Below are 12,674 nucleotides of genomic sequence, written 5' to 3'. Positions count from 1 at the left end.
AACGAGGGCCGGCCGGCAACCGCCCGGGCACTGCCCGGCCGGTTCGCCGACGTATTGCAAGACCGCCGTTCCCGCCTGCCGCGGGGAACGGCGTTTCCCTTTTTGTTTGGCTCCTTATCTGCGAAAAGACGATGTCTACCCTTTACGAATCCACGCTCCGCTCGCTGCCGCTCCTCGGTCGCGGCAAGGTCCGCGATAACTACGCGGTCGGCAACGACAAGCTCCTGATCGTCACGACCGACCGCCTGTCGGCATTCGACGTGGTGATGGGCGAGCCGATTCCGAACAAGGGCCGCGTGCTGAATCAGATGGCGAACTTCTGGTTCGACAAGCTCGCGCACATCGTGCCGAACCACCTGACGGGCGACGCGCCGGAAGCGGTCGTCGCGGCCGACGAGGTCGAGCAGGTGACGGGCCGCGGCGTGGTCGTCAAGCGCCTCGAGCCGATCATGATCGAAGCGGTCGTGCGCGGCTACCTGGCCGGCAGCGGCTGGAAGGAATACCAGGCGTCGGGCGCCGTGTGCGGCGTACAGCTGCCGGAAGGCCTGCAGAACGCGCAGAAGCTGCCCGAGCCGATCTTCACGCCGGCCGCGAAGGCCGAGATGGGCGAGCACGACGAGAACGTCACGTTCGAGGAAACCGAGCGCCGCATCGGCACCGAGCTGGCCGCGACGATCCGCGACATCTCGATCAGGCTGTACAAGGAAGCGGCCGACTACGCGGCGACGCGCGGCATCATCATCGCCGATACGAAGTTCGAATTCGGCCTCGACAACCACGGCAAGCTGTACCTGATGGACGAAGTGCTGACGGCCGATTCGTCGCGCTTCTGGCCGGCCGACCAGTACCAGGTCGGCACGAACCCGCCGTCGTTCGACAAGCAGTTCGTGCGCGACTGGCTCGAGGCGCAGCCGTGGGGCAAGACGGCGCCGGCGCCGGCGCTGCCGGCCGACGTCGTCGAAAAGACGGCCGCGAAGTACCAGGAAGCGCTCGAGCGCATCACGGGCCAGTCGCTCGCCTGAGCGAGCTTTGCATGGGACCGGATGCGAAGCATGGGGCCGGAGTAAGTGCTGAAGCACCAACTCCGGCCGACATAAGCGCTGAAGCGCTAACTCCGGTCGACAGGAAATCCACGAAATGAGTGAAGTCCAGACTGCCCACACGCACAGCGCGCCGCTCGTCGGCGTGCTGATGGGTTCGAGTTCCGACTGGGACGTGATGAAGCACGCGGTAGCGATCCTGCAGGAATTCGGCGTGCCGTACGAAGCGAAGGTGGTGTCCGCGCACCGGATGCCCGACGAGATGTTCGACTATGCGGAGAAGGCGCGCGAGCGCGGGCTGCGCGCGATCATCGCGGGCGCCGGCGGCGCCGCGCACCTGCCCGGCATGCTGGCCGCGAAAACCACGGTGCCGGTGCTCGGCGTGCCGGTCGCGAGCAAGTACCTGAAGGGTGTCGATTCGCTGCACTCGATCGTGCAGATGCCGAAGGGCGTGCCCGTCGCGACGTTCGCGATCGGCGAGGCCGGTGCCGCGAATGCCGCGCTGTTCGCGGTGTCGATCCTGTCCGGCACGTCGGCCGATTACGCGAACCGGCTCGCCGCGTTCCGCGTGCGCCAGAACGAAGCCGCGCACGCGATGGTGCTGCCGCCGCTGGAATGACGGCGCACCGGCGGCCGCGCGTCGCGGCTGCCTGACTCTTCCCACTGCGGCGGGCAGCGCCCGCCGCGACCGACCACTGACATGACCGCAACTCCTGATTCCGTTTCCCCGATCCTGCCCGGCGCGTGGCTGGGCATGGTCGGCGGTGGCCAGCTCGGCCGCATGTTCTGCTTTGCCGCCCAGTCGATGGGCTATCGCGTCGCCGTGCTCGATCCCGATCCGACGAGCCCTGCCGGCGCGGTCGCCGACCGCCACCTGCGCGCGGCCTACGACGACGAAGCCGCGCTCGCCGAATTGGCCGGCCTGTGCGACGCGGTGTCGACGGAGTTCGAGAACGTGCCGGCCGCGAGCCTCGATTTCCTCGCGCGCACGACGTTCGTCGCGCCGGCCGGCCGCTGCGTCGCTGTTGCGCAGGACCGGATCGCGGAGAAGCGCTTCATCGAGGCGTCGGGCGTACCCGTTGCGCCGCACGTCGTGATCGAATCGTCGGCGGCGCTCGCCGCGCTCGACGATGCCGCGCTCGACGCGGTGCTGCCGGGCATCCTGAAGACGGCACGCCTCGGCTACGACGGCAAGGGCCAGGTGCGCGTGCGCACCGCGCAGGAAGCGCGCGACGCGCATGCGGCGCTCGGCGGCGTGCCGTGCGTGCTCGAGAAGCGCCTGCCGCTGAAATACGAAGTGTCGGCGCTGATCGCGCGCGGCGCGGACGGCCGCTCGGCCGCGTTCCCGCTCGCGCAGAACACGCACCACAACGGCATCCTCGCGCTGACGGTGGTGCCCGCGCCGGCCGCCGATGCCGCGCGTGTCGAAGAGGCGCAGCAGGCGGCCGTGCGGATCGCCGATACGCTCGGCTACGTCGGCGTGCTGTGCGTCGAATTCTTCGTGCTGGAAGACGGCTCGTTCGTCGCGAACGAGATGGCGCCGCGCCCGCACAACTCCGGTCACTACACGGTCGATGCGTGCGCAACGAGCCAGTTCGAGCAGCAGGTGCGCGCGATGACGCGCATGCCGCTCGGCAACCCGCGCCAGCATTCGCCGGCCGCGATGCTGAACATCCTCGGCGACGTGTGGTTCCCGAACGGTGCCGCAGCCGATGCCGTCACGCCGCCGTGGGACACGGTCGCGGCGATGCCGGCTGCGCACCTGCACCTGTACGGCAAGGAAGACGCGCGCGTCGGTCGCAAGATGGGGCACGTGAACTTCACGGCCCCGACGCGCGACGAAGCCGTCGCCGCGGCTACCGCGTGCGCGCAGCTGCTGCGCGTGCCGCTCGACTGAGGCGCCAGCCGATGTCCATCGATCTCCCGAACTCCGTGACGCCCGCGCAGATCGACGCGGCCGCTGCGCTGCTCGACGCGGGGCAACTCGTCGCGTTCCCGACCGAAACCGTCTACGGGCTCGGCGGCGACGCGGCGAATCCCGAGGCCGTCGCGCGCATCTACGCGGCGAAAGGGCGGCCGGCGAACCATCCGGTGATCGTGCACCTGCCGCCGGGCGGCGATCCGGGCTACTGGGTCGAAGACCTGCCCGACGATGCGCGGAAGCTGATCGATGCGTTCTGGCCCGGCCCGCTGACGCTGATCCTGAAGCGCCATGCGCGCATTCCGGACGCCGTGAGCGGCGGCCAGGATTCGGTCGGGCTGCGCTGCCCGTCGCATCCGGTCGCGCAGGCGCTGCTGGCCGCATTCAGCACGCGGCGCGGCGGGCACGGCGGCGTTGCCGCGCCGTCCGCGAACCGGTTCGGCCATGTGAGCCCGACGACCGCGCAGCACGTCCGCGACGAATTCGGCGACACCGTGCATGTGCTCGACGGCGGCGCATCCGAAGTCGGCATTCAGGCCGCTTCGGGTTGCGACGCGCAAAGCGCCGGGTCGAGGTCGAGCGCGGCCAGCGTCTGCGCGTCGATGTCGATCCAGCATGCCACCACCATGCGCCCGTCGATCGACACCGGTGCGCCGGCCCGGTGGGCATGCACGCCGATCCGGCGGAACAGCCGCTCGATGCTGCAGAACGTGACCCCGATCAACTGGCGCGCGCCGCGCCGTGCCGCGCACTCCACGGCGGCGGCGAGCATCGGCCGCACCGACCAGGCCAGGCTGCCGGCATCGGCCCCTTCCTCGGGGGTCGCCGCGAAGCGCGACAGCTCCCAGACGTGGGCGGAGCGCGGCGCCGGATGCTCGTCGGCCAGCAGGTGCGGGAACACTTCCTGCAACAGGTAGGGGCGGGTGGTCGGCAGCAGCCGCGCGCAACCGCATATCTCCCCATTCGCATCGCGTCCCAATACGTAGACGGTATCGTCGCGATCGTACTGATCGCGCTCGAATTTTTCGTCTTCGGACGGCAGCTGCCAGCCGAGCTGCTCGACGAACACGCGATAACGGTACGAACCCAGCTCGGCGGCGATATGGGCGGGAAGGCGGCCTGCCTCGTGAACGAAAGTTTGCATCGAATCGACGATCCTCGATTTGTCGCGCGGCTTCCCGGCGCTGCTGCGCCCGGGCCACGTGACGCCGCAGCAGATCGCCGACGTGCTCGGCCGCGCGCCGCGGCTGCCGGACGGCAGCGACGCGACCGCGCCGCGTGCGTCCGGCACGCTGAAGGCGCATTACGCGCCGCGCACGCCGCTCGCGCTGCTGCCGTTCGATGCGCTCGAGCCGCTGCTCGCGGCCGCGCAAACCGACGGCGAGCGGGTCGCGCTCGTCGCTCGCGCGTCGCGCGCGGGACGCTGGGCGCAGGCCGACGGCGTGCATTTCATCGCCGCGCCGGAAGATCCGCAGGCCTACGCGCGCGACCTGTACGGGATGCTGCGTGCGCTCGACCGGGCGCAGGTCGCGCGCATTCTCGTCGAGAAGCTGCCCGAGACCGTCGAATGGATTGCCGTCAACGATCGTCTCGGTCGTGCGGCGGCCGCGTTCGAAGCGCGCGACTGACGACTCGGGCAAGCCACGGCCCGCGAATGAAAGACGCCCGACCGGCGAACCGGTCGGGCGTTTTTTTTCGGGGAGAACGCGCGGGCCGCGCGACGCGCGTGCCGGCCGGCGTCGGTCCGTTTGTGTGCCGCTTACTTGCCGACGCCCGAAGCCGCGATCTGCTTCTCCACGAACTGTGCGAACAGTGCGTGCAGGCGCGTCGTCGGGTGGACCATATCGGCGAACATGTAGGTCTGGTCCGCGTTCGGGACCGTGTAGGTTTGCGGCGAGCAGAACAGCGACGAGCCGAATGCGGTTGCGTTCGCGACGCCATATTGCGTCGCGGCCTGGACCATCGCCTTCAGGTTGCAGCCGGTGTCGGTGTTCGACACGCTGAAGCCGTTCGCCTGGTAGTTGGCCGCGATGCCGTCCTGCCACGTGAACGTGTCGAGCAGCGCGACCTTCGTCGTGTCGACCTTCAGCGCGGCCAGCGTGCCGGCGAGCGTCTTGTTGAACAGCCCCGACAGTTGCGTGAACGCGGCCTGCGTGCCGCCCTGCAGCGCGAGCGGCGTGCTGCCGATGTCCGGCACGTTCGACACGAACACGTGCGTCGCGCCTGCCGCGACGATCTGCTGGACGATCCCGCCGAGCTGCTGCGCGGCCAGGCCGATCGCCTGCGCCGCCGCGAGTTGCGCGGCCGGCGTGTTGCCTTGCGCCTGCGCGACCTGCGCCTGGTAGAAGATGTCGTTCGCGCCGCCGTTGACCAGCACGATCTGGCCTGCGTTGAAGCTGCCGTGCTGCGTCAGGTACTGCTTGACCTGGTCGGCGATCGGCGTCGTGGTCGCTTGCGCGAAGTCGGCGTTCGGCACGCTCGCGTCGGCATGGCCGATGCCCGGCTGCAGCGTCACGCGCGAGCCGCCCTGCGCGTAGCCGAGGCCGCCGGTGGCTTGCAGCGGAATGCCGAAGCCGCCCTGGTTCGCGGGCTGCAGCGTGTCGCCGTAGTACTGCGCGACGTCCTGCGCCCACACCTGGCCGGGGTTGGTCGTGAAGCGGCCGCCGCCGAAGCCGAGCTTGATCTGCGAATAGGTGCCGGCGTCGGACAGGCTGTCGCCGAACGACACGATCTGCATCTTCACGCCGGAAGGCGGCGTGTTCGACGCGCTGCTGCTGTTGTTGTCGTCACCGCCGCCGCATGCGGCGAGCAGCGCGAGCGCGGCGCCCGCGATCACGGCCTGCGCGGTGCGCAGCAGGCGTTGCCGGGTATGCGACGGGAATTGTTGTTGTGACTGCATCGTTTGATCTCCTCGTAGATATGGCCTGATGTGTTTCTCATCTGCCGCGTGCCTGCTCGGAACCGGGCTGCGCGGCGGCCGTTGGCTGAAACGGTTATTGGTCGCGCGCAGCCGCAAGCGGCACGGTGCGCGGGTCCTGGTTCGCGGCCTCGGCAACCTGCGCATGATAAGCGCTCGCCCATTCGGGCGGGCCGAAAATCGCGCGCAGCTTGTTGCGCCATCCGTCGACGCGCAACGCGTCGGCCGCCATCGACACCCACTCGTGGAACGTCGCGACGAGCGGGTTGTTCGAGCCGAGCCGCTCGACGATCCCGTACTGCGGCGGGTCGTCCGGTGTTTCCTCGACATAGCTGCCGAACAGGCGATCCCAGATCACCAGGACGCCTGCGTAATTGCGGTCGATGTAGCGCGGGTTGCGCGCATGGTGCGCGCGGTGGATCGACGGCGTGTTGAGCACGTACTCGAGCCAGCCGAGCTTGCCGATCGCCTGCGTGTGCACGAAGAACTGGAACGCGAGGTTGATCAGCACGATGCCGACGACCTGTTGCGGCGGAAAGCCGGCGAACGCGAGCGGCAGCCAGAACACCCACATGCCCGCGACGGGGTACATCAGGCTCTGGCGGAACGCGGTCGAGAAATTCATCCGCTCGGACGAGTGGTGCACGACGTGCGCGGCCCACAGCCAGCGCACGCGATGGCTCGCGCGATGGAACACGTAGTAGAGGAAGTCCTGCGCGACGAACAGCACCGCGAACGACAGCCAGCCGTCGTGCCACGTGAACAGGCGATAGTGCCGGTAGCAGTACGCATAGACGGGGATCACGAAGAGCCACGCGATCTTGTCCGCGCCCTGGTGCATCAGCGCGAGCGCAGCATTGCACAGCGTGTCGCGCCACGCATAGACATGGTCCTGCGCACGTGTGCGGGCGAGGTGCCAGGCTTCCCATGCGATGCAGAGCAGGAAGACGGGCGCCAGCGCGAGCAGAAGCAATTCGACGTCGAATCGCATGGGCGTGTCTCCTCCTTTCCCCTGCAAGCCGTGAGGCCGGGCGCGTGGCCCGTTGTAGATATCGGTCAGGCCAACAGCCTACGCAATCGCCACGCGCTAGGCGAGGGGGCAGCGTAGAGGGTTCCCTCTGAGGACAGGGTTTCTACGGAAACCGTGCGGCGCGAGGCCGGGCGGTGCGGCCCCGTTTTACGGGCACGGCTGGCGTGCGATGCGTCGCGCGCCGGTGGCGGTGCTCGTTTCAAAACGGCGAACGGCGGGATTCCGTATGCGAGGCGGCGGCAGGCCGCACGGGCTGCCCGCCAAGGCTGCCCGATGCGCGGTGCCGCCTCGTGGCCGGCGCACGCCGCCAGCGGGGCGGGGATGCGCCGCATCGCGGCGCGCGAGCCGTCAGTGCGCGCCCGCGTAGATCCATTCGAGCAGCGTGTCGTGCGCGGCGCGCGCGCCTTCCGCCTGGTCGTTGTTGATGAAGCTGACGACGACGTAGCTCTGGCCGTCGGCGCCGGCGACGTAACCGGCGATCGCGCGCACGTCGCGCAGCGTGCCGGTCTTGATGTGCGCGTTGCCGAGCACGCCGGCGTTGGTGAGGCGGTTCTTCATCGTGCCGTCGATGCCGGCGATCGGCAGCGAATCGACGAACGCCTGTGCGACCGGGCTCGCGTTCGCTGCCTGCAGCAGCGCGGCGAGCGACAGCGCGCTCACGTGCTCTTCGCGCGACAGCCCCGAGCCGTTTTCGAGCGCGAGGTCCGGCATCGCGATGCCGTTCTTCTGCAGGAACGCCTGGATCGCGCGGCTCGACTGCTCGGGCGTCGCGGGCGGCCTGCCGCTGACCGCGCCGATCGTCAGGAACAGGTTGCGCGCCATCACGTTGTTGCTGAACTTGTTGATGTCGTAGACGATGCTGCCGAGCACCGGGCTGTGATGCACGGCGACGGGCCGCGCGGTGGTCGGCACCTTGCCTTCGCTCACGGGCCCCGCGATCGTGCCGCCGTCCTGCCGCCACAGCGCGAGGAAGCCGCGCGCGAAGAACGTCGTGTGATCGAGGATCGCGAGGTTGGTGGTGCGCGCGCCGCAGCGCAGCGGATAGTCGCCGGCGAACGATGCCGTCATCATCCCGGCGCCGGCCGTCAGCGTCGGGCGCGCGGCCGCGGCGGCCGCGCTGCACGAGCCCGTGCCTTCGACCAGCTGGTTGTCGATCGACAGGTCCGCGAGCGGCGGCAGCACGTCGACGGCCACCTTGCCGTCGTCGCCCGGCGTGACCGTGAACGATACGGCCTTGAACGCGTACAGCAGCGGATCGGGGCCGACGTTGTACGGCGCGCTCACGTCGTCGTCGAACGACGGCAGGTCGCGCGTCGATGCCGCGAAATAGCTCTTGTCGAGCACGAGGCCGCCGGCCACGCGCTTGATGCCGGCCTTGCGGATCTTGTCGACGAGGTCGATCAGCTCTTCGGGCACGAGCTTCGGATCGCCGGTGCCCTTGATGTACAGGTTGCCCTGCAGCGTGCCGTCGGGGTCGACCGTGCCGTCCGTGTAGGCGGTCGTGCGCCAGCGGAAGTCGGGGCCGAGGATCGACAGGCCCGAGAAGGTCGTGACGAGCTTCATCGTCGACGCCGGCAGCATCGGCCGGCTCGCGTTCCATGCGATCAGCGGTTCCGGGTCGCCGACGCGCTCGACGACGACGCTCATCGCCGACGCCGGCACCTTCGCGCGCTGCAGCGCGACGAGCACGGATGCCGGCAGGCCGGCCGCACGCGCGGCGGGCGACACGACGGCGGTCTTGCGCGCTTCCTTGTGGAATTTCTTGCGGGCTTGCGCGGGCGGCGCGAAGGCCAGCGCGGCGCAGGTGGCGACGACGGCGGCTGCGCGCAGGCAGACTTGAGCGCGGGGGGCGAACCGGGCGGAAAGGGCGGAAATCGGCATGGACGAATACGGGTAAGCAGGGGCTCGGGCGGCGCGTGCGTCGCGCGCAAGCGCACATTGTAGAGACAAGTGGGCAAATGCCCGCCGAAATCGCGTGTCGTGCCGCATTGAGGCATCACTTTGCGGCGGGCATGCCGCGCACGCGATTCGCGGCGCTACAATGATCGGCGTGTTTCACCCGACCCATGGATGCCTGTCCCGATGCGGATTCTGCTTGTCGAAGACGACCGAATGATTGCCGAGGGCGTGCGCAAGGCGCTGCGCTCGGACGGCTTTGCGGTCGACTGGGTGCAGGACGGCGACGCGGCGCTCACGGCGCTCGGCGGCGAGACGTACGACCTGCTGCTGCTCGACCTCGGCCTGCCCAAGCGCGACGGCATCGACGTGCTGCGCACGCTGCGCGCGCGCGGGCTGTCGCTGCCGGTGCTGATCGTCACCGCGCGCGACGCCATCGCCGATCGCGTGAAGGGGCTCGACGCGGGCGCCGACGATTACCTCGTCAAGCCGTTCGACCTCGACGAACTCGGCGCGCGGATGCGCGCGCTGATCCGCCGCCAGGCCGGGCGCAGCGAGTCGCTGATCCGCCACGGCGCGCTGACGCTCGATCCCGCTTCGCACCAGGTGACGCTCGACGGCGCGCCCGTCGCGCTGTCCGCGCGCGAGTTCGCGCTGCTCGAGGCGCTGCTCGCGCGGCCCGGCGCGGTGCTGTCGAAGAGCCAGCTCGAGGAAAAGATGTACGGCTGGGGCGAGGAGATCGGCAGCAACACGGTCGAGGTCTACATCCACGCACTGCGCAAGAAGCTCGGCTCGGACCTGATCCGCAACGTGCGCGGGCTCGGCTACATGGTCGTCAAGGAAAGCTGACGCGTGAGGTCGATTCGTCATCAATTGCTGATCTGGCTGCTCGCGATCGTCGTCGCGGGCGTCGGCCTCGCCGGCTGGCTGATCTACCGGCAGGCGCTCGCCGAGGCGAACGAGCTGTTCGACTACCAGCTGCAGGAAATCGCCGCGGCGCTGCCGTCCGAGCCGTTCTCGCAGGTGTTCGGCTCGCGGACCAACGGCGATGAAGGCATCGTGATCCAGATCTGGAACCGCAACGGCGTGCTGATGTACTTCTCGCATCCGCGCGCGCCGATCGCGCCGCGTGCGGAGCTCGGCTTCTCGACCGAGCGCACCGATCGCGGCGAATGGCGCGTGTACGGCGCGATCGTCGGCGACAACGTCGTGCAGCTCGCGCAGCCGCTGTCGGTGCGCAACCGGCTCGCGGCGAACGTCGCGCTGCGCACGCTGTGGCCGCTGATCGTGCTGCTGCCGTTCCTCGGCGCGGCCGTGTGGGTGATCGTCGGGCGCGGGCTTGCGCCGCTCGGCCGCGTGACGCGCGCGGTCGAGGCGCGCCGGCCGGAAGCGCTCGATCCGCTGCCCGACGAGCGCCTGCCGCTCGAGGTGCAGCCGCTCGTGCGCGCGCTGAACGGGCTGCTCGCGAGGCTGTCGGCCGCGCTCGACACGCAGAAGGCGTTCGTGGCCGACGCCGCGCACGAACTGCGCACGCCGCTCGCGGCCGTGCAGATCCAGGCGCAGCTCGTCGCACGCGCAAAGGACGATGCGTCGCGCCGCGAGGCGGTCGCGGATCTCCAGGACGGCGTCACGCGCGCGACGCGCCTCGCGGAGCAGTTGCTCGCGCTCGCCCGCGCCGAGCCGGACGGCGCGACGATGCGCGAGCCGGTCGACCTGCAGGCGCTGCTGGCCGAATGCGTGGCCGCGCATGCGCCGCTCGCGCAGCGGCGCGACATCGATCTCGGCTTCGAGGAGACGCGCGCGGCGAGCGTCGTCGCGGATGTCGGCGCGCTGCGCGTGATGTTCGGCAACCTGCTCGACAACGCGGTGAAGTACACGCCGGACGGCGGCCGCATCGACGTGTCGCTGACCTCCGACGCGGCCGGCCGCGCGTGCGTCCAGATCGGCGACAGCGGGCCCGGCATCCCTGCCGACGAGCGCGAGCGCGTGTTCGACCGCTTCTACCGCGACAGCTCCGCGCGGGCGCGTGCCGACTTGTCGGGCAGCGGGCTCGGGCTCGCGATCGTCAAGCGCGTGGCGGCGCAGCAGGGCGCGACGGTGTCGCTCGGCGACGCGGCCGCGGGCGGCCTGCTCGTCAGCGTCGTGTTCCGCGACGCCGAGATGCCGGCCGAGGCGCCGCGGCAGTCCGAATCCGTGTGAAGAGCGCTGTCGGACGGGCCTTGCCGGCCCGCTTAAGCTCCGCTTAAGGCTGATTAAGCCTCCTTTAAGTCAGGGTCGTTACGCTGCGTCCTAACAAAGAGGAGGTCCTACGATGAACACCCGATTCCTTGCGCGCGGCGCCGTCGCGGTCGCCGTGGCGGCTGCCCTGTCGGCCGGCTATGTCGCCGGCACCCGCCGCGCCGATCCGCAGATCATCACGCCCGCGCAGGCGGCCGCGCTGATGCCGGCCGAAGCGGCCGCGAAGACCGGCATCCCCGATTTCTCCGGGCTCGTCGAGACCTACGGTCCGGCGGTCGTGAACATCAGCGCGAAGCACGTCGTGAAGCAGGTGGCGCGGCGCGTGCCGCAGCCGCAGCTGCCGGTCGATCCGAGCGACCCGTTCTACCAGTTCTTCAAGCACTTCTACGGCCAGGTGCCGGGCATGGGCGGTGACGCGCAGCCGGACGACCAGCCGAGCGCGAGCCTCGGTTCCGGGTTCGTGATCAGCTCCGACGGGTACATCCTCACCAATGCGCACGTGATCGACGGCGCGAACGTCGTCACGGTCAGGCTGACCGACAAGCGCGAATACAAGGCGAAGGTCGTCGGCTCGGACAAGCAGTCCGACGTCGCGGTGCTGAAGATCGACGCGAGCGGGCTGCCGACCGTGAAGATCGGCGATCCGGCGCAGAGCAAGGTCGGCCAGTGGGTCGTCGCGATCGGTTCGCCGTACGGCTTCGACAACACGGTCACGTCGGGCATCATCAGCGCGAAGTCGCGCGCGCTGCCGGACGAGAACTACACGCCGTTCATCCAGACCGACGTGCCGGTGAACCCCGGCAACTCGGGCGGCCCGCTGTTCAACCTGCAGGGCGAGGTGATCGGCATCAACTCGATGATCTACTCGCAGACGGGCGGCTTCCAGGGCCTGTCGTTCGCGATCCCGATCAACGAGGCGATCAAGGTGAAGGACGAACTCGTGAAGACGGGCCACGTGAGCCGCGGCCGTCTCGGCGTTGCCGTGCAGGGGCTGAACCAGACGCTCGCGAGCTCGTTCGGGCTGCAGAAGCCGGACGGCGCGCTCGTCAGCTCCGTCGATTCGAACGGCCCGGCCGCGAAGGCGGGCCTGCAGCCGGGCGACGTGATCCTGTCGGTCAACGGCTCGCCGGTCGCCGATTCGACGTCGCTGCCCGCGCAGATCGCGAACCTGAAGCCGGGTTCGAAGGCCGACCTGCAGATCTGGCGCGACAAGTCGAAGAAGTCGATCAGCGTGACGCTCGGCGCGATGGCCGATGCGAAACTCGCGTCGAACGACGGCGGGCCGGTCGAGCAGGGCCGCCTGGGCGTCGCGGTGCGTCCGCTGTCGCCGCAGGAGCGCAGCGCCAGCAACCTGTCGCACGGGCTGATCGTGCAGCAGGCCGGCGGGCCGGCCGCCAACGCGGGCATCCAGCCCGGCGACGTGATCCTCGCGGTCAACGGCCGCCCGGTCACGAGCCCCGAGCAGTTGCGCGACGCGGTGAAGGGCGCGGGCAACAGTCTTGCTCTGCTGATCCAGCGCGATAATGCACAGATCTTCGTGCCGGTCGACCTGAGCTGACCGGCGACGGCCGACGGCCGGCCAGGCCGGCCGCGGCGGGCGCCGCCGTCCGACCCCGTGGCGTGGCGCCCCGT

Annotated in this window: 10 protein-coding genes and 2 pseudogenes; 8 read left to right on the top strand and 4 right to left on the bottom strand. The window is 69.8% G+C overall.

Translation table 11 applies throughout. From position 1 onward, the window contains the following. Positions 1-131 precede the first annotated feature (131 nt). The 4 genes and pseudogenes from ACNQQL_RS26655 to ACNQQL_RS26640 form a co-directional block, all read left to right on the top strand. Complete coding sequence (locus tag ACNQQL_RS26655; RefSeq protein WP_347066869.1) at positions 132-1,022, top strand: phosphoribosylaminoimidazolesuccinocarboxamide synthase; 891 nt, start codon at positions 132-134, stop codon at positions 1,020-1,022. 115 nt (positions 1,023-1,137) lie between these two features. Next, a complete protein-coding gene (purE, locus tag ACNQQL_RS26650; RefSeq protein WP_006763511.1) occupies positions 1,138-1,659 on the top strand; it encodes a 5-(carboxyamino)imidazole ribonucleotide mutase in 522 nt (173 codons plus the stop codon). Positions 1,660-1,740: 81 nt separating this feature from the next. Continuing rightward, a complete protein-coding gene (locus ACNQQL_RS26645; RefSeq protein WP_347066865.1) occupies positions 1,741-2,937 on the top strand; it encodes a 5-(carboxyamino)imidazole ribonucleotide synthase in 1,197 nt (398 codons plus the stop codon). 11 nt (positions 2,938-2,948) lie between these two features. Next, positions 2,949-3,500, top strand: a pseudogene (locus tag ACNQQL_RS26640) (L-threonylcarbamoyladenylate synthase); the annotation flags it as partial. On the opposite strand, the gene ACNQQL_RS26635 reads toward ACNQQL_RS26640, so the two are convergent. Next, complete coding sequence (locus ACNQQL_RS26635; protein WP_015877501.1) at positions 3,494-4,105, bottom strand: acyl-homoserine-lactone synthase; 612 nt, start codon at positions 4,103-4,105, stop codon at positions 3,494-3,496. The pseudogene ACNQQL_RS26640 and the gene ACNQQL_RS26635 overlap by 7 nt on opposite strands. On the opposite strand from ACNQQL_RS26635, the pseudogene ACNQQL_RS26630 reads away from it, so the two are divergent. Continuing rightward, positions 4,092-4,589 (top strand): annotated as a pseudogene (locus ACNQQL_RS26630) (Sua5 family C-terminal domain-containing protein); the annotation flags it as partial. The gene ACNQQL_RS26635 and the pseudogene ACNQQL_RS26630 sit on opposite strands and share 14 nt — an antisense overlap. Positions 4,590-4,720: 131 nt before the next feature. Here ACNQQL_RS26630 and ACNQQL_RS26625 read toward each other — a convergent pair. The 3 genes from ACNQQL_RS26625 to dacB all read right to left on the bottom strand — a co-directional run bounded on the left by ACNQQL_RS26625 (position 4,721) and on the right by dacB (position 8,789). Continuing rightward, positions 4,721-5,860 (bottom strand): SGNH/GDSL hydrolase family protein, encoded by a 1,140-nt coding sequence (locus ACNQQL_RS26625; protein WP_347066863.1) that lies wholly within the window; start codon positions 5,858-5,860, stop codon positions 4,721-4,723. A 94-nt stretch (positions 5,861-5,954) separates the two neighbouring features. Further along, positions 5,955-6,869 carry a sterol desaturase family protein gene (locus ACNQQL_RS26620; protein ID WP_204424363.1) on the bottom strand — a complete coding sequence of 305 codons (915 nt, stop codon included), beginning with the start codon at positions 6,867-6,869 and terminating at the stop codon, positions 5,955-5,957. 387 nt (positions 6,870-7,256) lie between these two features. Further along, a complete protein-coding gene (gene dacB / locus ACNQQL_RS26615; protein WP_347066860.1) occupies positions 7,257-8,789 on the bottom strand; it encodes a D-alanyl-D-alanine carboxypeptidase/D-alanyl-D-alanine-endopeptidase in 1,533 nt (510 codons plus the stop codon). A gap of 201 nt (positions 8,790-8,990) precedes the next feature. Between dacB and ACNQQL_RS26610 the strand changes: the two genes are divergently transcribed. From ACNQQL_RS26610 to ACNQQL_RS26600, 3 genes are all read left to right on the top strand, one after another. Further along, positions 8,991-9,653 carry a response regulator gene (locus ACNQQL_RS26610; protein WP_009691805.1) on the top strand — a complete coding sequence of 221 codons (663 nt, stop codon included), beginning with the start codon at positions 8,991-8,993 and terminating at the stop codon, positions 9,651-9,653. 3 nt (positions 9,654-9,656) lie between these two features. Next, positions 9,657-11,003 (top strand): ATP-binding protein, encoded by a 1,347-nt coding sequence (locus ACNQQL_RS26605; RefSeq protein WP_072442766.1) that lies wholly within the window; start codon positions 9,657-9,659, stop codon positions 11,001-11,003. Positions 11,004-11,115: 112 nt separating this feature from the next. Next, positions 11,116-12,600, top strand: coding sequence for a DegQ family serine endoprotease (locus tag ACNQQL_RS26600; protein WP_072442767.1), 1,485 nt, complete (start codon positions 11,116-11,118; stop codon positions 12,598-12,600). The last annotated feature ends 74 nt before the right edge of the window (positions 12,601-12,674 follow it).

The organism is Burkholderia sp. LFS061 (genome assembly GCF_047978125.1).
GTDB lineage: Bacteria > Pseudomonadota > Gammaproteobacteria > Burkholderiales > Burkholderiaceae > Burkholderia > Burkholderia pyrrocinia_C.
Note: the sequence above shows the minus strand (reverse complement) of the source record. Positions and strands in the feature narration are given on the sequence as shown.